At 46.9% G+C, this 18,865-nt stretch carries 19 protein-coding genes; 13 read left to right on the top strand and 6 right to left on the bottom strand.

The genetic code is table 11. The annotated features are described in order from the left end of the window. Positions 1-261: 261 nt before the first annotated feature. Positions 262-957, top strand: a complete 696-nt coding sequence (locus BUB18_RS22460) for a TapB family protein (RefSeq protein WP_073085383.1) — start codon at positions 262-264, stop codon at positions 955-957. A 162-nt stretch (positions 958-1,119) separates the two neighbouring features. On the opposite strand, the gene BUB18_RS22455 is transcribed toward BUB18_RS22460, so the two are convergent. Continuing rightward, positions 1,120-1,908: a DUF5995 family protein gene (locus BUB18_RS22455; RefSeq protein WP_073085381.1), complete on the bottom strand. Its 789-nt coding sequence runs from the start codon at positions 1,906-1,908 to the stop codon at positions 1,120-1,122. A 225-nt stretch (positions 1,909-2,133) separates the two neighbouring features. On the opposite strand from BUB18_RS22455, the gene BUB18_RS22450 reads away from it, so the two are divergent. After that, positions 2,134-2,469, top strand: a complete 336-nt coding sequence (locus BUB18_RS22450) for an L-rhamnose mutarotase (protein WP_073085379.1) — start codon at positions 2,134-2,136, stop codon at positions 2,467-2,469. Between the two features lie 24 nt (positions 2,470-2,493). Beyond that, a complete protein-coding gene (locus tag BUB18_RS22445) occupies positions 2,494-3,984 on the top strand; it encodes an alpha-L-fucosidase (RefSeq protein WP_083550603.1) in 1,491 nt (496 codons plus the stop codon). Between the two features lie 44 nt (positions 3,985-4,028). Here BUB18_RS22445 and BUB18_RS22440 read toward each other — a convergent pair whose 3' ends face one another. Continuing rightward, on the bottom strand, positions 4,029-5,468 hold the full coding sequence (locus BUB18_RS22440; protein ID WP_073085376.1) for a hypothetical protein: 1,440 nt from the start codon (positions 5,466-5,468) through the stop codon (positions 4,029-4,031). A 288-nt stretch (positions 5,469-5,756) separates the two neighbouring features. Between BUB18_RS22440 and BUB18_RS22435 the strand changes: the two genes are divergently transcribed. From BUB18_RS22435 to BUB18_RS22420, 4 genes are all read left to right on the top strand, one after another. Continuing rightward, positions 5,757-6,503: an SDR family NAD(P)-dependent oxidoreductase gene (locus tag BUB18_RS22435; protein WP_073085375.1), complete on the top strand. Its 747-nt coding sequence runs from the start codon at positions 5,757-5,759 to the stop codon at positions 6,501-6,503. 199 nt (positions 6,504-6,702) lie between these two features. Further along, entirely contained in the window at positions 6,703-8,238 is a 1,536-nt protein-coding gene (locus BUB18_RS22430) for a c-type cytochrome (protein WP_073085374.1), read from the top strand. A 201-nt stretch (positions 8,239-8,439) separates the two neighbouring features. Beyond that, positions 8,440-9,243, top strand: coding sequence for an SDR family NAD(P)-dependent oxidoreductase (locus BUB18_RS22425; RefSeq protein ID WP_073085373.1), 804 nt, complete (start codon positions 8,440-8,442; stop codon positions 9,241-9,243). Between the two features lie 48 nt (positions 9,244-9,291). Further along, on the top strand, positions 9,292-10,149 hold the full coding sequence (locus tag BUB18_RS22420; protein ID WP_073085371.1) for an RNA polymerase sigma factor: 858 nt from the start codon (positions 9,292-9,294) through the stop codon (positions 10,147-10,149). An 86-nt stretch (positions 10,150-10,235) separates the two neighbouring features. On the opposite strand, the gene BUB18_RS22415 is transcribed toward BUB18_RS22420, so the two are convergent. Continuing rightward, positions 10,236-11,096, bottom strand: coding sequence for an SDR family NAD(P)-dependent oxidoreductase (locus BUB18_RS22415; RefSeq protein WP_073085369.1), 861 nt, complete (start codon positions 11,094-11,096; stop codon positions 10,236-10,238). A 95-nt stretch (positions 11,097-11,191) separates the two neighbouring features. Here BUB18_RS22415 and BUB18_RS22410 point away from each other — a divergent pair, with 95 nt between their 5' ends. After that, the gene (locus tag BUB18_RS22410; RefSeq protein ID WP_073085367.1) at positions 11,192-11,542 is read left to right on the top strand and encodes a winged helix-turn-helix transcriptional regulator; all 351 of its coding nucleotides are present in this window, start codon (positions 11,192-11,194) and stop codon (positions 11,540-11,542) included. 59 nt (positions 11,543-11,601) lie between these two features. Here BUB18_RS22410 and BUB18_RS22405 read toward each other — a convergent pair whose 3' ends face one another. The 3 genes from BUB18_RS22405 to BUB18_RS22395 form a co-directional block, all read right to left on the bottom strand. Next, complete coding sequence (locus BUB18_RS22405) at positions 11,602-12,570, bottom strand: cyclase family protein (RefSeq protein ID WP_073085365.1); 969 nt, start codon at positions 12,568-12,570, stop codon at positions 11,602-11,604. 124 nt (positions 12,571-12,694) lie between these two features. Continuing rightward, on the bottom strand, positions 12,695-13,219 hold the full coding sequence (locus tag BUB18_RS22400; protein WP_073085363.1) for a cysteine hydrolase family protein: 525 nt from the start codon (positions 13,217-13,219) through the stop codon (positions 12,695-12,697). 9 nt (positions 13,220-13,228) lie between these two features. Next, positions 13,229-14,245, bottom strand: coding sequence for a zinc-dependent alcohol dehydrogenase family protein (locus tag BUB18_RS22395; protein WP_218588090.1), 1,017 nt, complete (start codon positions 14,243-14,245; stop codon positions 13,229-13,231). A 127-nt stretch (positions 14,246-14,372) separates the two neighbouring features. On the opposite strand from BUB18_RS22395, the gene BUB18_RS22390 reads away from it, so the two are divergent. The 5 genes from BUB18_RS22390 to BUB18_RS22370 all read left to right on the top strand — a co-directional run bounded on the left by BUB18_RS22390 (position 14,373) and on the right by BUB18_RS22370 (position 18,713). Further along, on the top strand, positions 14,373-15,068 hold the full coding sequence (locus BUB18_RS22390) for an alpha/beta hydrolase (protein WP_083550600.1): 696 nt from the start codon (positions 14,373-14,375) through the stop codon (positions 15,066-15,068). Positions 15,069-15,142: 74 nt separating this feature from the next. Continuing rightward, positions 15,143-16,066 carry a helix-turn-helix domain-containing protein gene (locus tag BUB18_RS22385; RefSeq protein ID WP_073085359.1) on the top strand — a complete coding sequence of 308 codons (924 nt, stop codon included), beginning with the start codon at positions 15,143-15,145 and terminating at the stop codon, positions 16,064-16,066. Between the two features lie 86 nt (positions 16,067-16,152). Next, positions 16,153-16,893 (top strand): SDR family oxidoreductase, encoded by a 741-nt coding sequence (locus BUB18_RS22380; protein ID WP_073085357.1) that lies wholly within the window; start codon positions 16,153-16,155, stop codon positions 16,891-16,893. Between the two features lie 20 nt (positions 16,894-16,913). Continuing rightward, entirely contained in the window at positions 16,914-17,666 is a 753-nt protein-coding gene (locus BUB18_RS22375) for an SDR family oxidoreductase (RefSeq protein WP_073085355.1), read from the top strand. 120 nt (positions 17,667-17,786) lie between these two features. Further along, on the top strand, positions 17,787-18,713 hold the full coding sequence (locus tag BUB18_RS22370) for an alpha/beta hydrolase (RefSeq protein WP_073085353.1): 927 nt from the start codon (positions 17,787-17,789) through the stop codon (positions 18,711-18,713). The last annotated feature ends 152 nt before the right edge of the window (positions 18,714-18,865 follow it).

Raw genomic sequence — 18,865 nt, 5'->3', positions numbered from 1 at the left:
TTAATTGGTCTCACATATCACAGTACGCTGGCTGTTGACCAACTGGCTGAAGGATGAGTTTGAACCTGGGCATGGGCCTGTGATGGCTATTTACGTCTTTTAAAGGGAATGAAAGAAGAAAGCAATAAGTAAATAATAGAGATGAAATTGCAGGATTTTACATAGTATCTACGTAAATTTATCCTCTACGATTCGGCAGGTCTCTACCAGTCACAAACCCCAAAATCAGGAATCCGATTATTCACCCCAAATGTTGTTTACATGAAAAATGTACTCATCTTTTTAATCGCTTTATGCAGCACTACATCAGCCGTAGCTCAAAACTGTAAAGGATATTATTACCTGTTGGAAAATGCCGAAGTGGAAATGACCATTCTCGATGCCAATGGCAAGCCCGGTGGCAAAACGGTTTATCATGTTACTGCCGTCCGTAATACCGGTGGTACCACTGAGTCAGACTTTACCAACACCTTTTACGACAAAAACAATAAAGCCATGAGCGCCAGCACCGGACATTTCAAATGCAGCAGCAACGGCGTTGCCATTGATATGAAAGTAAGTGTGCCGGTTATGCCACAAATGAAAGACATGAAGATGGAAGGCACTTCCAACGCAGCATTGTTGGACTATCCGGCAGGCATGCACGTAGGCCAGGAGCTACAGGGAGGTACCTTTGAACTCCAGGGAAATATGAGCGGCATGGAGGTAGGCATTAGCTATACGATCAGTAACCGGAAGGTAGTAGGGCAGGAGAGTATTACCACAACTGCCGGTACCTGGAACTGCTTTAAAATCACCTATGACCTCAATTTTCAAATGAAAATGATGGGAAAAGGAATTCCCATGAAAATAAACGCTACGGAATGGTTTGCGCCGGATTTTGGTGCAGTGAAAACTGCTTCGATGAAAGATGGAAAAAATATGGGTGGTACGTTGATTACTGCGCTGAAGAAATAAGCGTTTAAGAAGGATAAATTACCGGGAGTTGATAATACACAAGTCATCAGGTCATCACCGAACATTATTAAAGAGAACTCTCCGCATATTAAAAAGAATTAGCCCTTTCGGGGACTTTAAAAACGGCTGTATGATAAATACGGCCGTTTTTTTATATCGTAGTCACAACCTAAATCCCTTCAATTCCTTCTTATACGGCTTCTTCCCGTCATTGAGCACTTCAATCACATACCGCACATTCTTATTCTCAAAAAGATGTATCAGCCATACGCCAATCTTCAGAAATCCACTATTCTTCACCAGGCTGCCGCCCAGCTCAGCGATCTCCTCATCTCTCCTTACAATAAACTCCTCATACTTTTCACCCTGCAGTAACGCCAGCTCTTCTGCAAAGCACCAGGAACCATCCCGGGCATTACCTAAACTAAACTGCACCAGCATCGAGTTGGACTTAGTTCCCCTGAAACCAAGGATGGACATAAAGGGAGATAATAGGTTCAACTGACTGATCACCCCATAGGTAAGGGACGAAAGAATCAGATTAATATTGTTGTAATCCACACGCAGCTTATCCAGGTCGCCATCCGATACCTCGCAGGCAGCAATGCCGAGATCCAGGTTAATATGCGCATTCATACCTACCAGCAAATGCTGCAAAATGATACAGGAGCGCCTGTTAGCCGCCGTAAAGGCAATCTCCCAGGATTTGGTGACAGGCTTTCCCTGTTGCCAGCTGTCGTAGGCCTGAAAATATCGATTGGCAAACTGTACATCCAGCCGCGCAATATTTACACCGTCCCCAAACTGGCCGGCTGCTATACCTTCTTTTACTTTTACGGTTACCTTGTAATACAGGGCGGCAAAATATCCGCTACGATCCCCGCTTTTGTGGGTTTGGCTGATGATGTCTTCCAGCTTAGCAATGACCTCTTCTAATGTGGTGGCTGTCATGTTTGGAGTTATTATAAATACGCGATTTTGGGGCGCCGTGAACCGGCTTTTCAGTAGTAAATATAGCGATTTTTTTTAATGGGCCTGACACATCATCAGCAAAAGCAGGGTCGGAATTATATAAAACAAAGTCTTATTCACTATTCCTGATTGCTTATCACCCATATTACATTTGTTTGAAAGCCACGTTATGTCACTCATTAAATCATTCCACTAAATTAAACCATGAAAAAATTTACGCTTGCACTGGACCTGGTTGATGATCCGGAACTCATAGCTGCATACGAAACCTGGCACAAGGAGGAAAGTCGGTGGCCGGAGATTACCGACAGTATCAAAAATGCAGGTATATTAAATATGGAAATATACCGCACGGGTAACCGCCTTGTCATGCTCATGGAAACAACAGATGAATTTTCTTTTGAGAAAAAATCCCTGCAGGATGCTGCCAACCCCAAAGTACAGGAATGGGAGCAACTGATGTGGAATTATCAGCAGGCACTCCCATGGGCACGCGAAGACGAAAAATGGATAATCATGAACAAAATTTTTTCACTCTGATACAGCCGGATAAAATCAATAAATATGAAAGCACCTTTGCTTATTCTTGCCAGCGCCTGCATATTATCCTCTGCAGCAGCACAAACAAAAGGTCCGTTTAAGGCGGATGAAACTTCTTTGCAACAATACCAGTATCCTGAATGGTTCCGGGATGCGAAGTTCGGTATCTGGTCGCACTGGGGCCCACAGGCCGTTCCGCGCGAAGGCGACTGGTATGCCAAAAATATGTACGTCCAGGGTAGTCACCAGAATGTAGCGCACGTAAAAAAATATGGTCCTCCTTCCAAATTTGGTTACAAAGATATCATCCCGCTCTGGAAGGCAGAAAAATGGCATCCGGAAGACCTCATGAAACTATATAAAAAAGCAGGTGCCCGCTACTTTGTAAGTATGGGAACCCATCATGATAACTTCTTCCTTTGGAAATCGGCCATAAATAAATGGAACGCTGTTAACTTAGGTCCACACAAGGATGTGGTGAAACTTTGGCAAACGGCTGCAAAAAAAGAAGGATTACGCTTTGGTGTATCCGAACATCTGGCAGCCAGCTTTAACTGGTTTCAAACCAGTCATGGTGCTGATGCTACGGGACCGCTGGCAGGCGTACCTTATGATGGGGCAGATCCGGCATACCAGGATCTTTACCATGAAAAAGCCGATTCTGCTGATATGAAGAACTGGCTTACCAATAACCCCCGTTGGCATGAACACTGGCTTAAATGTATAAATGAGTTAATAGACAACTATCATCCGGACCTGCTGTATTCTGATAGCAGGGTTCCTTTTGAAAATACCGGCCTCGAAATGGTAGCCCATTATTACAATGATAACTACGCCAGAAACGGCGGAAAAATGACCGCAGTGTATACCCCTAAACAACCTTCCGGTGGCAGATGGGTACAGGATGTAGAGCGCGGCTTGCTGGACACAATCAGCCCCTTCCCATGGCAAACGGATACTTCTATAGGTGATTGGTACTATCGTACCGGCCAATCCTATAAAAGTGCAAATGAGATTATCCGCCTCCTCCTCGATATCGTCAGCAAAAATGGGAACCTGCTGCTCAACGTGGTACAAACGCCTGAAGGGGATCTTGAAGCCGACGTAACAGGTATCCTGGATAGCCTTGGAACCTGGATGAACGCCAACAGCGAAGGTATCTACAGTTCAAGGCCATGGAAGATATACGGAGAAGGCCCCTCCACCATCAAAGGTAACCAGCAGAAAGGCCATTTTGGTGGCATCAGCGATACGCAACAATACCAATCTGAAGACATCCGGTTTACTGCGAAAGGAAATTCCGTGTATGCTTACTGTATGAAAACACCAGCAAACGAGATCCGTATCAAATCATTCGCGAAACAAAATGCATATACAACAAAACCCGTGAAATCAGTACGCATGCTAGGTGCCGCCCAAAAAATAAAATGGCAGCAACAGGCAGATGCCCTGGTGATTACACTACCGCCAGGAGCGGCAGCAAATTCAATCACAGGTTTCAGAATTGATATGTAAAGATCATTCAAATACAATGGGGCACAGCTTTGCTGTGCCCTTTATTATAACTGCACATCAAAAATAATCACCGTGTATACAATACCGGGATTATCTATCGCCACCACCTTACTTTCAAATTGGATAATCTGGGCCGACATCCGCGTAACACGCGTATGCACTGCATAAGGCGTTTCTACTGGCATGATCATATTGGAATGAATGGTGAGACTATCCACTACGGGCTTCCCGACCAATGGCAGTAACTCCATCTCTGCTAACCACCGCCCGGCCTCCAATGCCAATATCCGGTAAAGAGACAAACCCGGCACACAGGGATAATGCTCAAAGTGCCCGAGACAATGTTGCACTTCAAAGGGAGATATCACTGACAAGTAATGATAAGGGTCGGTAAAATCAATCCTGGCAAGGTGAGGAAGCGCCGCCGGCATATTAACCAACGCAGTCGCATCCTTCCTTAGCGAAGAAAACTTCCTGGTAAATTCCCCCTCGCTCCACATGAAATAATCGAAAATCAACTGGTACACCAGATCGCCTTTGGCACTAAAGATATTCGCGATACTTTTCCGCTTGCGCTTACGCACCACCATACTTTCTACCACTGCCTTATACACGGTGTCCTTCTCAAAAACACCTACCCTGAAAGCCCGGAATTTATCTCCAAGCATATACTGATGGTTGCCCGTAGGATACAACCGGTTCGCATTCCAGGCTTCACCGGAAATAGCCATCTGCACTAACGTGGCAAAGTTTTCCATTTCAAATGATCCCGCATTTCCCAGTTCCATTTCCAGGAACTTTCCAGCGGTGCTTAGCGGCGCTTCGGGCAGCAGGAAAAACGGAGGCCGCATACCTGTCTGGACCTTTTCCTGCACCGCAGGATTGGTATCTCTGTATATACTAATGTTATACCTGCACTCGCTTGAATCGAATAGCTCCTCCAGTGCAGTGTCAACAGTAAATCCGGGTGCAATTACCTCACAAACGGCCTGGAAAAACGGCGTAACCACCGGCCATTCCAATTGCGCACTCAAATTTAACCGCTTGCTGATGCGGTGATAACGGTCATCGCCAGTCATCGTGAACTTAACCATGTCAGGCTCATAACGGTTAATTTGAAAATTGTATTCCGGGCTGGCGCCGTAAATAGCAGAAATAATTGCTTTTAAGATACCTCTCGCATCCCTGTTGAGCTCCGGGAACTGCTGCAGCAGTGTATTGGCCTTAGCGCGGCCCAGTTCCCTCATCAATGATTCCGATAAGGCATCCGGCATATTTACTCCGCCAAGGTTACCAGCTGCCTGTAATAAAATACCATAAAAGGACCCGATGATATCAGACATGCTCCGCGTAAAACCTGCAAAGTCTCTAGGAAAGAGCTGCTCAATGATAGCGTCGCTATCCATGTCAGGATGAAAAACGTCCTTATCCCTCCATACAGATAGCTCCTGGAACAGGGTGGGGATAGATGATTTGTTGGCCATAATAATAGACTTAATGTTGGATTAACAGATTTTTGGGTAACATAGAATTTATAAATGCATGGTGGGATGTGATGTATGGCAAAATTACAGGCGGATGCTGTGCTGCGATTTCAGTGTTGATATGCATGCCTAACTTTAAAGAAAATATTTTTGACTGTAATCATAGTTCCGTTTAGCCCCGCTAATTTTGGTGAAATTAGTTGACCCGAAACGTGTTAACCAGCGTGGAGACCCCTGACATCCTATCCACCAACAAATAGTTTTTTCACAAACCAATAATTATTATTTATGTTACTGGAAAACAAGGTAGCTATTGTAACAGGCGCCAGTCTTGGTATTGGACGTGCCGTAGCCATTGACTATGCAGCTAACGGTGCCCGCGTAGTGCTGGCCGGCCGTAAGGAAGGGCCGCTGCAGGAAGTAGTGGCACTCATAAAAGCAGCTGGTGGCGACGCAATTTATGTGAGAACGGATGTGAGCGTGCCGGCCGACTGTAAACACCTGGTAGAAGCCACATTGGATCACTATGGCCGTTTGGATATTGCCTGTAATAATGCCGGTATCCTGAAGCAACCACTAGATACGGATTTGTTTTCGATTGAAGACTGGCAGGAAACCGTTAACATCAACCTCAATGGTATGTTCTATTGCATGAAGTATGAAATTCCGGCTATGCTGGCCGCCGGCGGTGGAGCGATCGTGAATATGTCGTCCGTGGGGGGGAAAATTGCCTTGCCGGGATTGGCCGCGTACGTTGCCACCAAGCATGCTAACGTGGGACTAACGATCACGGCTGCACTGGAATATGCAGAACGTAATATCCGCGTTAATGCAGTAGGCCCGGCCTATATTGAAACGCCGCTGGTGAGCACCAACTTTCCGGATATGTGGGATATCCTTAATTCCTCACAACCCATTGGCAGAATAGGCCAGCCGGAAGAAGTGGCACACCTGGTTACTTTCCTCAGCAGCCACAAGGCTTCATTTGCCACTGGGGGCTATTATCCGATTGATGGAGGTTTTATGGCGAGATAGGAATGCAGCCGCCGGGGTAGTGTTCCGGCGGTTGTTCATTCTGTACTGTATCATGTATTGCAGCACAATGCTAAACGATGATGCTGACAGCTACCTGTACTAACAGGTAGTTGTTTTTTGTGCCCGCAAGTTTCCTTGTTCCCAAATTCTTTTTCTCCTAAGGGTGCTCGTGCTATTTTTGTGTTTCAAACCTATACCTATGCTTCGACGCCTTTCCGCCGTGTTGCTAATTGTGGTGATCGCTTTTGCCTGTAACAACGCACAGGACAACATCTCCGTATTGCATACTGATGCATTAATCCCCGATGTTTTTACCATTAATACCACTGTTGATACTGTGCTAACAACGAGTTACGGCGCCCGTATACATATTCCGGCAAATGCCATTCAATCTAAAGCCCTCACGCTTAAGCTGGAGGTAAGAGAAGCGTATACGATCGGCGATATTATTAAAGCGGGATTATTGACGCGGGCCAATGGCGAAATACTTAGTAGCGGTGGTATGATAAATATACTGCCGGTAACCCCTGATGACGCCCGAATTGTAAAGCCCATCAGGATTGAAATCCCCACCGACTTTGTGAGAGAAGGAATGCAATTGTACAGAGGGGAGGTGGATAAAAATGGCAACATGAACTGGGTAGAACCGGTAAGTATTCCGCAGCAGGAAAAAACTTTTGCCCGATGGGTAGCGGCAGAAAAAATGCTGGAAGACAATTGCAGTTCCTGTCATTCACTTGACAGGAATATTACCGGTCCTTCATTAAGGCATGTAACGGCTTGCAGAACCAGAGAGTGGCTTGCTGCCTTTACCTATAACTCCGCAGCTTTGCTTGCGAAGGAGGATCCGGAAGCAATCTGTATCTTCAACGCATATGGCAGGCAAGCTATGCCCGCTTTTGCAGGATTTACTGAAGCTGAAGTTACAGACATATATGATTATATAGACAATTACAGTAAACAGGCTGATTTAACCACCTTTAACCAGCAGTTGCTGGCAAAGGATAGTTGTAATGCTTATACTAAGGCGCTCGCCAGGCTGCAGCGGCTGGAAATACAACAACGGCAACTGGTTGAAACCAACAATGCCGGCATGGTAATCACTCATACAGCTGCTCCACAAATCCCAGCTTCGGTAGGGATTATAACGGATACGCTTTCTAAGGTGATCCCCCCAAGCTTCACCGGTCAATACTATTCTTTTGAGATCAAAACCTTCGATTGGTATAATATAGATATACTGTTGAAAGACGTGAAAGGAGTGGTGCAGGGAAGTTTACGTGTAACCCTTACCGGTACCTACAAGAACAATACTCATGTTTTTCTGATCATTCCTGATCTCAGGATTTTTGCGGAGGGAGGTTGGCTTCGTGGAGAAAGCGATGTAATGGGTTTCTATGGCACCGATGGCAAGCTGCCAGTGTTGCCGGACAAAAAGGCCTGGATCATAGGTACAGGGGAGGAAAAAGGACAAATACGCTTCGCAAAATCTATCCTCGTTACTAAGCAGGATAATAACGTGGTGCTAACGCCTGCACCTGCCGGACCACAGGCCATGAACGACTTTCTCAATACGCTGAACTTTAAAGGGATTCAAATCGATGTGTCGGAAAGTAAACATGCTGATAGTCTGCGTGGGGTGGAAGAAGAAATCCAAAAAATAAAGGCAATCAGGCCTACCAGTATTCCCTGTGATTGCGGATACAACATCCCTCAACCAGCGCCTCAGCCATAGCGTTTTCAGGGTAACCGGAGCGTTTATGCTTCGGCGTTACGCCGCCGGTTCTCCACTGAAACATCTCCAAACCGGACTAAAAATTTTTATTCCTGGCAATTTATCTCTCTATAAACCAACTACTTATATTTTTTTTAAAAAAACTTCCAAATTCCCGACCGTTTTGCAACGCTCATTCGTCAAAAACTGAAAGCAAGCAAAATGGAAAACTTAAAAGACAAAGTAGCCGTAGTTTTTGCGGCATCCGGCCAGGTGGGTGGCGCAATAGCACGGGGATTTGCAGCACATGGCGCCAAAGTGTATGTAACGGCATTGAACCTGGCAGCTGTAGAAGCCCTCGCAGCGGAGATCATTGCCGATGGCGGCCAGGCACAGGCAGGTAAGGTGGATGCGCTTAATGAAGCGGAAATCGATGCTTACATTCAACAGGTAGTAGCGGATAATGGCCGGCTGGATATGGTGTTTAACGGCATCGGCAGTTACTATAAAGACGCGGGTAGCGGTACGCCCACTACCATGGCTACTTTTGAACAATTCCTGCATCCACTGCAAAGGATTTGTGGCTCGCAGTTTCTTACTTCCCGCGTAGCCGCCAAGTACATGATCCAAACCGGCTCCCAGGGTACGCTGTTGCAGTTTACCGCCTCCATGGCCAGGTCCAAAACGCCCAATATGGCAGGCTTTGCGGCAGCCTGCGCAGCTATTGAAGGACTTACCCGCGTAATGGCCGCAGAGTTTGGGCAGCATGGTATAAAGTCAATCTGCATCGCTTCCGGTGCATTGCTGGAAACCCGCAAAATCCAGGGCATGATCACTGATTTTTCCGCAGCACTGGGCCTTCCAAGAGAACAGGTCGCAGCCAATTACACCCGCTTCGATATCCTCAAAACAGTGCCTACGTTAAAGCAGCTGGGCGAAACGGCCGCCTTCCTGGTGTCCGACAACGGCATGGTGTTCAACAGTCATATCGTAGATTTTGATTGCGGAAAACTGAATATATTATAATAAGTTTATGGAGTCGCACTCCTTTTGTTTAGCCATAACATTCATACAATGGAAAGAGAAGCAATCCTGCAACAGGCCATGGCCGGGGATATTAACGCATTTCAATCGCTGTTTGCTGCATTTCAGCAACCACTTAAATCATACCTCTACCGGTTGCTGACTGATCGCAATGACGTAGATGATCTGACGCATGATACCTTCATCCGTGCCTTCGATAAGATCGGCACCTTTAACGCAGAAGCATCCCTGAAAACCTGGGTGTTTCGTATAGCCACCAACCTGGCATATGATCACCTCCGGAAACTGAAGCGCTGGCCCGTGGATGCGCAGGACCAGGGTGCACGACTGGCCATCGGTAATCCCGAAATTTCCGGATCATTCCGTATCGTACATCAGCACTATACTTCAGGCGCCTATGAAATGCGGGAACATATCGATTTCTGTTTCACCTGCATCTCCAAAACACTGCCTATCGAAAACCAGGTGGCCATGATTTTAAAGGATATCTACGATTTCCCGGTGAAGGAAATTTGCCAGATACTCGATAAATCAGAAGGGGTGGTGAAGCATCTCCTGAATGATTCGCGGGAAACCATGACCAATATCTTCGACCACCGTTGCGCACTAGTCAACAAAAACGGGATCTGTGACCAATGTAGTCAACTCAATGGGATTTTCAACCCCAGGCAGGACCAGCAGGAACAACGCATGAAACTGGAACTGGTAAAAGAATCAAAGCGCTTTAACAGGGCAGAACTCTTTGAGTTGAGAACGCAACTGGTGAAGGCGATCGATCCTTTGCAGAGCAGCGGCACCGACTTACAGGATATTATCATGCGATGTACCCGCACAGCCATCGGCGACGTAAAGGATTTCTTTAGTCCTCCGCCGGTAAAAGCGTTGTAACAGCAGGGCTTACATCTCCCTAAAAAATTGTAAAGTAGGTTCATACAACAGCGGTAGTCACTTGCAGGTGCTACCGCTTCTTTTTATTACTTCCACTGCTTCACCTGCTGCTCACAATAATCCCAGATCAGCTGCTCATTTCGCTTGCTGTAATATTTTGGTGAGGCACCTACCGGTTTATTTTTCTCAAAATAAGTTCCGGTGAGATGTATATCTCCAGTGGCCAGAAAAGTAAGCGTTTCGGCTCCCTGTTCCGGCGTTTTGAAAAATGGCCTTAGCAATTTGGCCACTACATTCATCAGGCCCCCCAGGTTGCTGGTCACGCCAAAGTTAGTGGCTATCGCCCCCGGATGTACACTGTTAACCCTTACGTGGTGCAATCCCTGTTGGCTCAGTTGCGCCGCCAGATGTTGCGTATTCCAAATCAGGAATAACTTCGAATTGCCATAGGCCCTCAGCGGATTATAATGTTTATGCAGTTCAATGTCGTTAAAGTCTGGCCGGGCATTCAGCTTGTGAGCATTGGAGGCTACATTAATAATTCTCGCATCCTCGCGCTGCTGGAGCAATGGTAGCAGTTGTTTCGTCAACAAAAACGGTGCTAGTACATTTAACGCAATCGTGGTTTCTATGCCTTCAGCAGTTACGGCCCTTTCTTTATTCATCAGTCCTCCCGCGTTGTTGATGAGAATATCCAGCCGCTTGTACTTATTCAGAAAACTCGTTGCTGCTTTCTTCACCTCCCTCATTAAAAAGAAGTCGCCTACGATATAGTCCACCTGCCTGTTTCCGGTCAGCTTTTTTATTTCCTCCGCTACTGCGGCCGTTCTTTCTTTATTCCTTCCATGGATCACCACGGTGTATTGCCGTTGGGCCATTGCGATGGCTGCGGCCTTTCCGATCCCTCCCGTTGCACCGGTGATGAATACTACTTTCTCCTGATTCATTTTTTTAAACACAAACTTAGTTATATTTACTAACCAACGGTTAGTACTAACCACCTGGTTAGTGCTAACTCAATAGTTAGTATCAAAAAACGACTATGGCAAAAAAACATGATCTTATCACCTGCAATGCCGGCACATTGCGCGCCATCCGCGATGCCATGGAAACACTGAATGGCAGCTGGAAACTACAGATATTACTATCGCTGAAAGCAGGGCCTAAGCGCTTCCGGCAGATAGCGAAAGAAATAGAAGGTATCAGCGATAAAATGTTATCAAAGGAGTTGAAAGACCTGGAAACGAATCTGTTGGTGAAACGGACGGTGTATGATACGTTTCCACCGGCAGTGGAGTACGAGATAACGCCGTATGCGGATACGTTACAGGAGGTGATGCTGGCGCTGAAGAATTGGGGGATGATGCACAGGAAAAAGATAGTAGGGAAATAGATAACAGTAACAGGCTGCGGCCGGGCAACCGCAACCTGTCATACACTGTTTTATGCGTACTAATATATCGCTACCGGATTCACATTTACCTGTGTGGACCCTACATACAGCGGTTGTCCGAGCACAAATAAAAACTCCCATACTTTTTCCTTCACCAGTGGTCTGCTATCGATCAGTTCCAGGTTATATATTCCATGTTTCGCCAGCATAAACTGGTTGATGGGGAATTCTTCTTTGCCATATGGGTTAGGATATACTTCAGAGGCCCAGGTATCGCCACCAAAGGCTACGATTCCCTGTGATGCCAGCCATTTGGCGGCTTCCATGCCTATGCCGGGTTCCACTTCCAGAAATTGTTTGTTGTCTTTGCCAATGAGCTCCAGCCAGCCGGTATTAAACAATACCACATCGCCTTTACGAATGGTGATTCCTTCTTTTTTCAGCACCGCCTGTATATCAGCAACGGTAAACTCGGTGCCGCCGGGAACAATCGGTTTGCCGTAATGTGCAGTCATATCCAGTAATACCGCACGGGTAACGATCGGGGGGACTTTTTCAATGCCGAGTTTTTTCACACCCTCTACCGTTACAAAATCAGCGGCTTTATTGCCGTTATAATACACATTGTTGATGCCGATATGCCCAATGCCGTTGAGTTGAGTGCCTACGCCGGTCCAGCCGTTCACCAGCTCATCGTTAAAGCTGAATTTATTAGGCCCCAGCGTTTGCCCCGCCTGTTCGCCGGGCTGTATGTTGTAGAGGTGAAAACTGCGATGGCGGAATGCCGGCAGGTACTTGTCTATTGGCACCGCCAGCGGTAATGTCTTCCCAAATTTTACCAGTTTAATGGCACTCATTACCCCTGCGGGCGACAATAAATTAGCAGCGCCTATTTCATCATTGGCGCCATAAGCGGAAGGATACCAGCTGTTATCCGCAGGGTCGATCTGCGTTTGTGCGTTCGCGTAAGACAGGCCCATAAGTAGGCTGCCTGTCAACAGTGCTTTATGGATGTAATTGCTTTTCATCTGAATGCGGTTGAATGTTTATTGCTTCTCAAACACGATAAGTATATGATTGTTCTCCTTATCGACTCCGCAAAGGTCCGCTAAGATCCATTATTAGAAAAATAACATGAGTTTGGGGTGGTTATCAGAATAATGATTGAAGTGTGTCTGAAACTGTTACAAGCTGCGTTTCTCCAATATTTCTTGCCAACACCAGCAGTCCGGCGGCATGGTGGGCATCGCTGGCATGACTATACACCGCATCCTGCACCACCACCGGATGCAGACCCCGTTCAAAGGCATCCATGGCAGATTTTAGCACACAGCTCTCCGTGGCAATACCACAGAGGTATAGCTTTTGTACACGATGCTGCTGTAGAAAGTACTCAAACGCCGGTGTAAACGCGGAGTATTGGTGTTTCACAAATATATTGGTCGCAAGCGGCTGCAGCACCGGAATAATATCGGTTTCCGCACTATGCCGCAGCTTCTGCCACTGCATCAGTTGCTCGAAATTGCTGTATGCCGGATTGATAAACTGTGTAAACGCTACTGGCCTGTGGGCAGCAGTAAAATGTTTTATTAAGGAAATAATGGGGGAGATGATACGCTCGCAGGGAGGTTTTACGAACCCCTGCTGCATATCTACCACGAGTAAGGCTTCCTGCATACCTCCGGATTAATTGATTAGGACTGCCACCCCATTGATATCGCCGTTGCGTAAATGATCCAGTGCTTCGTTTGCCTGGTGCAACGGATACGGGTGTGTCTGTGTCTGAAACGACAATTCCCTGGCCAGTGCCAGCAGTGCCTGTCCATCTTTACGGGTAAGATTTGCCACCGATTTAATGCTTCTCTCCCCCCATAATAGCTGGTAGGGCAGTGATGGGATATCTGACATGTGTATACCACCGCAAATAATAGTACCACCTTTTACCGTGTCTTGTAGTGCTTTTACTACCAACTCGCCCACTGGTGCAAAGATGATGGCCGCATCCAGCAGAAACGGTGCCGGGGCGGTAGAGTCGCCTGCCCAGGCAGCCCCATACCTGCGTGCAAACTCCTGTGCCGAATGATCTCCGGGCCGCGTAAAAGCACATACGGATTTACCATGGTTGATAGCTACCTGTATCAATATGTGTCCGGCTCCGCCAAACCCATATATACCAATGTTTTTAGCTTCCGTTGGCAACATGGTGTAAGACCGGTAGCCAGTTAGCCCGGCGCAAAGCAATGGCGCACCAAAAGAGCCACCGTGCTCCATTGGTAATGGAAAACAATACCGGTGATCCGCTACTGCATACTCGGCGTATCCACCATCCAGGTGATAGCCCGTAAACTGCGCATGATCGCATAAATTCTCCAGGCCCTTGCGACAATAACCGCAATCGCCGCAGGTATAGCCCAGCCAGGATACGCCTACCAACTGTCCTACCGCTATATCGGTTACCAACGTGCCCCGGCTGATCACTTCACCTACAATCTGATGACCAGGCACCAGTGGGAGCTTTGGCTGCTTTAAGTCGCCATCTATGATATGTAAATCCGTTCTGCAAATAGCACAGGCGGCCACCTTAATCAGTACCTGATACGGGGAAGGGATGGGAACGGGTATACGTTGATGTAAAAGCCGGCTGCATGACTGCTCCAATACCATGGCGTTCATCAACAATGGGGGCTGAATCGTCTGGTCCATTTTTCTGGTTATTTGAGTTGTTAGGGTGGGAGCCATGTTATCTCCCTGTAAAACCAAGTTAACTTTTTTTAACCGGAAGAATTATATTTAATTTGAAATCCTTATTTAACCCATTATTCATAAAAATATGACCACTATCAAAAACATAGTTTTAGTACACGGCGCTTTTAGTGATGGTTCGGGATATCGTGGCATGTATGACGCCCTCACCAAACAGGGATTTAAGGTAACGATCGTCCAAAATCCGCTCACCTCCCTCAAAGACGACGCTACAGCCACCACCGTGGTGCTGGATAACCAGGACGGCCCTACGATCCTGGCCGGCCATTCCTGGGGAGGCGCCGTCATCACAGAAGCTGGTAATCATCCGAATGTGGCAGCGCTGGTTTATATCGCCGCCTTCCAGCCAGACACTGGGGAATCGGCCCTGCAATGGTTCCGTTCCGCGCCTCCGGCGCCAGAAAACGGCATCCAGGCACCGAATGAAAAAGGAATTGTGTACTACGCAAAAGAAACGTTCCATGCCGGCTTCTGTGCAGATATTCCGGCCGAAGATGCAGCATTTATGTACGCCTCCCAGGGCGCCTTCTATGCGCAATGCTTTGTAACGCCTATAACGGAGGCAGCCTGGCGTCATAAACCCTCGTACGGCATCATCGCCACGGAAGATAAAAGTATCCTGCCCGAAATTCAGCGAAACATGTACGCCCGCTCCAATACAAAAACAATTGATCTCAAAGCCAGCCACGCCCTGCATATCTCGCAGCCGCAGGCAGTAGCGGATTTCATTGTCCAGGTGGCTGCTGAACTGTCCGGGAAATAGTATTATATTTAATCTAACTGCCATTCACTATATAGTGTTGGCAGTTAGATTTACAGTTTTTCAGGCAACGGAACATGGAGCAACCGAATTTCTCTTCTAACTCACTTTACGATCTTTATCAACACCTGAACCTGCCCTTGCAGTTCATTGACCCTACTACGGGATTTTCTATTTTCAACCTCCGGGATGTCGGCTTTGAGCTGCCTTATCAATCAGCCTCCTACAGGCCCAACTTCTTTTCCTTTCTGTTTGTGAAAGATGGACAAGGAAAATATAAAATCGATGAGCATACCTTTGATGTGCAACCACATTCGGTCTACTTTACAAATCCAAGTAACTACCGCACTTTCGGGTGGGAGCGCATAGAGGATATTTTCCTGATCACCTTCGATGAAACATTCCTGAAAAAGTATATCAGCCCGCAGATATTCGAGGAATTCCCATTCCTGCTCACTGAAACAGTGCGTCCAAGAGTGGTGACTGACTCGTTCTATGAAGAAGTAGCTGCCGTATACCTGCTTATCAATGATCATTACAGGCGTGAATCCGCTGTAAAATATAAAGTAATAGGTCACCTTCTGGCCGTATTGCTACTCAAAATAAAGGCATATTTTTGGGAAGATTATAACCCTATTTATGAAGGCAACAGAAGTTCCCAGATCGTAATTGCCTTTAAAAAAATGTTGGAAAAACATTACCGGGATCTCAACGCAGGTACGGTTGAAACCGTTTACCGTGTACAGGATTATGCCAGCGCCCAACAGCTGCATCCAAATTACCTGAGCAATGTTATCAAAATAAAAACAGGAAAGCCTATTGCCACCTGGATAGCAGAAAAAAGTACGGCAGAAGCAAAGTCAATGTTGTTAAATGGTCATCTATCTATTAAAGAGATAGCATATAAACTAGGCTTCATGGAACCGGCCCATTTCAGCACCTTCTTTAAAAAACACACTGGCTCAACACCCGTTCAGTACCGGAAAGAGCACCACCTGTAAAATTTATAAGTCTTCCTGTAATTCTTGAAATAATCCAGGCACCTCTCTGGTCTATCTTTGTTTCATCAAACAAAACAGATAGACTCATGAAAAATTTATCAGAAAAAGTAATCCTCGTAACAGGCGCGTCCAAAGGAATTGGAGCAGAAGTAGCAAAAAAGCTGGCAGTAGCCGGCGCAAGAGTAATTGTTAATTATGCCGGTAGCAAGTCCGATGCAGACGCCGTAGTAGCTGAAATTACCGCTAATGGCGGTGATGCAATCTCCCTGCAGGCCGATGTCAGAAATCCTGCTGAAGTGAAAGCACTCTTCGACCAGGCAATTGCTCACTATGGCCGTATCGATGTACTGATTAACAATGCGGGTATTATGATTACCAAAACCATCGCAGAAACTACCGACGACGAATTTGACCGTACGTTTGACATAAACGTGAAAGGGGTATTCAATACCCTGCGGGAGGCTGCGACTAAATTGGCTGACAACGGAACGGTTCTCAATATATCCACCTCCGTTAACCGGCTCATGATTCCCGGTTATGGAAACTACGTTGCCTCCAAATCAGCCGTAGAACAACTCACCCGCATTTTTTCAAGGGAGGTAGGTCATCGTGGAATCAATGTAAATTCACTCTCTCCCGGACCTACCGCCACCGCACTTTTCCTGGACGGAAAATCACAGGAAACTATCGCACGGCTTGCAGCACTTAATCCATTTAACCGCATTGCCGAAACGGATGATATTGCCAATGTCGTGCTCTTCCTCGTGAGCGACGATGCCAAATGGATCAATGCTCAAAACATCGGCGCAAACGGTGGTATGGCTTAGTAACTGTAAAATCCTGACATATGAACACCTTATATAACAAAACAGCCTTAATCACCGGCTCCGCCAGGGGCTTAGGTAAAGCCATTGCAGAACGCTATGCGGCACTGGGCGCTAACATTGTAATCAATTATTCCAAAGATAAATCCTCCGCCGAGCAGGTGGTCTCCAACATCAGGGCCATGGGAGCCAACGTCATTGCGGTCCAGGCAGATGTTAGTAAAGTGGCAGAAATAGAGCAGCTCTTTAGTGAAGCCATTAAGGCCTTTGGTAAACTGGACATCGTAGTGGCAAATGCGGGTATCGAAATGGTTGAAACGCCGGTTACCGCCTTCACGGAGGAGCAATTTGACCGCCTTTTCAGCATCAACACCAAAGGAGCCTATTTTACTATGCAGCAGGCAGCCAAATTGGTACAAAACAACGGACGTATTATCTATATTGCCTCTAGTACTACGGTCTTTCCTGTACCTGGCATGGCGATATACGGCGGCAGCAAAACCACCCCACGATACCTGGTAGATGTGTTGTCAAAAGAAATCGGGCACAGGGGCGTAACGGTAAACGCTATTATCCCCTTCGCCGTTGATCATTCAGGGATTTTTGCTGAACCAGGAAGTTACCCTGAACTCCGGCAGTCGCTGCTCAACAGTTGCCCTATGGGGCGACTGGCGGAAGTAGAGGATGTAGCCAATATTGCAGAGTTTTTTGCAAGCGACCTTTCCTCCTTCGTGAACGGCCAGCACCTACTGGTAAATGGGGGTGCAAACCAATAATCCTACGGTAAGCAGTAGCGCAATTCACGGCAAGGCCTCCGGTTTTGCCGTAAGCGCGTTCTATATCTCCCTATAAAAAACAAAAATCAATTATTAGCTTTGCCTATAAAGCTACACGTTATGATCACGCGAAAAATTATCTTGCCACTTATGGCTACCTGCTTCTCATTATCGGCCTACGCCCAGCAGGAAATGCCGCTATACCCGGATAGTGTTGTCAACAGCCGCAAAGGACCCAACAAAGAAGTAAAAACCGACAGGCCCGACGGCGGCATCGGCTACACCCGCGTTTCAGTGCCCACCGTGCAAATATTCAAAGCACCTGCTGATAAAGCCAACGGTGCTGCCATGGTGGTATGTCCCGGGGGCGGCTACTCCGGCCTCGCCTATACGAAAGAAGGTATCAACTTCGCCAAACGCCTCAACGAAATGGGCGTAACAGCCATCGTACTTAAATACCGCATGCCTAACGATACCACCATGTGGGACCGCTCCATCGGACCGTTGCAGGATGCCCAACAGGCCATCCGCCTCGTAAGGCAGCATGCCGCTGCATGGAAAATAGACGTCAACAGGGTTGGCCTTATGGGCTCATCCGCAGGTGGCCACCTGGCCGCTACGGCAGGTACTCATTTTAAAAAATCGTATATCCCTAACAGTGACCAGGTAAACCTGCGGCCCGACTTCCTCGTGCTCGTTTACCCGGTTATCAGCATGGTGGATAGCATCACCCACCGTGGCTCCCGCAATAACCTGATCGGTAATAATCCTTCAGCAGAAAAAGTGCAGGAATTCAGCAACGAACTCCAGGTAACCGGTGAAACACCGCCTACCTTCCTCGTTCATGCTTCTGACGATAAAGCGGTAGTAGTTGATAACAGTATTAATTTTTACTCCGCGCTTATCCGTAACAAAGTACCCGCAGAGCTGCATGTATATCAGCGCGGCGGCCACGGCTTCGGTATGAGCACCAGCAATCCCGATGAGCATTGGCTGGACCGGTTGGAGAACTGGCTTCGGGATAATGGTTGGTTGAAAAGAAACTAGCTAGGTATTTGCTTTGGATGACTTTTGAAACTTCCAGGGAATATATTGCCTAACGGCGTAGAGACTTTTAGATTTGTGCAATGCATACACTTAATAAAAATCTTTACTATAAAAATTCTTATTACCTCTTTTCCGTTTGTGAATTTGTCAGA

This window comes from Chitinophaga jiangningensis (genome assembly GCF_900142605.1).
Classification (GTDB): domain Bacteria; phylum Bacteroidota; class Bacteroidia; order Chitinophagales; family Chitinophagaceae; genus Chitinophaga; species Chitinophaga jiangningensis.
Note: the sequence above shows the minus strand (reverse complement) of the source record. Positions and strands in the feature narration are given on the sequence as shown.

What these genes read in the sequence shown, in the direction of transcription:
- BUB18_RS22460 (WP_073085383.1), top strand. Translation starts at nt 262, where the DNA reads ATGAAAAATGTACTCATCTTTTTAATCGCTTTATGCAGCACTACATCA.
- BUB18_RS22455 (WP_073085381.1), bottom strand. Translation starts at nt 1,908, where the DNA reads ATGACAGCCACCACATTAGAAGAGGTCATTGCTAAGCTGGAAGACATC.
- BUB18_RS22450 (WP_073085379.1), top strand. Translation starts at nt 2,134, where the DNA reads ATGAAAAAATTTACGCTTGCACTGGACCTGGTTGATGATCCGGAACTC.
- BUB18_RS22445 (WP_083550603.1), top strand. Translation starts at nt 2,494, where the DNA reads ATGAAAGCACCTTTGCTTATTCTTGCCAGCGCCTGCATATTATCCTCT.
- BUB18_RS22440 (WP_073085376.1), bottom strand. Translation starts at nt 5,468, where the DNA reads ATGGCCAACAAATCATCTATCCCCACCCTGTTCCAGGAGCTATCTGTA.
- BUB18_RS22435 (WP_073085375.1), top strand. Translation starts at nt 5,757, where the DNA reads ATGTTACTGGAAAACAAGGTAGCTATTGTAACAGGCGCCAGTCTTGGT.
- BUB18_RS22430 (WP_073085374.1), top strand. Translation starts at nt 6,703, where the DNA reads ATGCTTCGACGCCTTTCCGCCGTGTTGCTAATTGTGGTGATCGCTTTT.
- BUB18_RS22425 (WP_073085373.1), top strand. Translation starts at nt 8,440, where the DNA reads ATGGAAAACTTAAAAGACAAAGTAGCCGTAGTTTTTGCGGCATCCGGC.
- BUB18_RS22420 (WP_073085371.1), top strand. Translation starts at nt 9,292, where the DNA reads ATGGAAAGAGAAGCAATCCTGCAACAGGCCATGGCCGGGGATATTAAC.
- BUB18_RS22415 (WP_073085369.1), bottom strand. Translation starts at nt 11,096, where the DNA reads ATGAATCAGGAGAAAGTAGTATTCATCACCGGTGCAACGGGAGGGATC.
- BUB18_RS22410 (WP_073085367.1), top strand. Translation starts at nt 11,192, where the DNA reads ATGGCAAAAAAACATGATCTTATCACCTGCAATGCCGGCACATTGCGC.
- BUB18_RS22405 (WP_073085365.1), bottom strand. Translation starts at nt 12,570, where the DNA reads ATGAAAAGCAATTACATCCATAAAGCACTGTTGACAGGCAGCCTACTT.
- BUB18_RS22400 (WP_073085363.1), bottom strand. Translation starts at nt 13,219, where the DNA reads ATGCAGGAAGCCTTACTCGTGGTAGATATGCAGCAGGGGTTCGTAAAA.
- BUB18_RS22395 (WP_218588090.1), bottom strand. Translation starts at nt 14,245, where the DNA reads ATGGACCAGACGATTCAGCCCCCATTGTTGATGAACGCCATGGTATTG.
- BUB18_RS22390 (WP_083550600.1), top strand. Translation starts at nt 14,373, where the DNA reads ATGACCACTATCAAAAACATAGTTTTAGTACACGGCGCTTTTAGTGAT.
- BUB18_RS22385 (WP_073085359.1), top strand. Translation starts at nt 15,143, where the DNA reads ATGGAGCAACCGAATTTCTCTTCTAACTCACTTTACGATCTTTATCAA.
- BUB18_RS22380 (WP_073085357.1), top strand. Translation starts at nt 16,153, where the DNA reads ATGAAAAATTTATCAGAAAAAGTAATCCTCGTAACAGGCGCGTCCAAA.
- BUB18_RS22375 (WP_073085355.1), top strand. Translation starts at nt 16,914, where the DNA reads ATGAACACCTTATATAACAAAACAGCCTTAATCACCGGCTCCGCCAGG.
- BUB18_RS22370 (WP_073085353.1), top strand. Translation starts at nt 17,787, where the DNA reads ATGATCACGCGAAAAATTATCTTGCCACTTATGGCTACCTGCTTCTCA.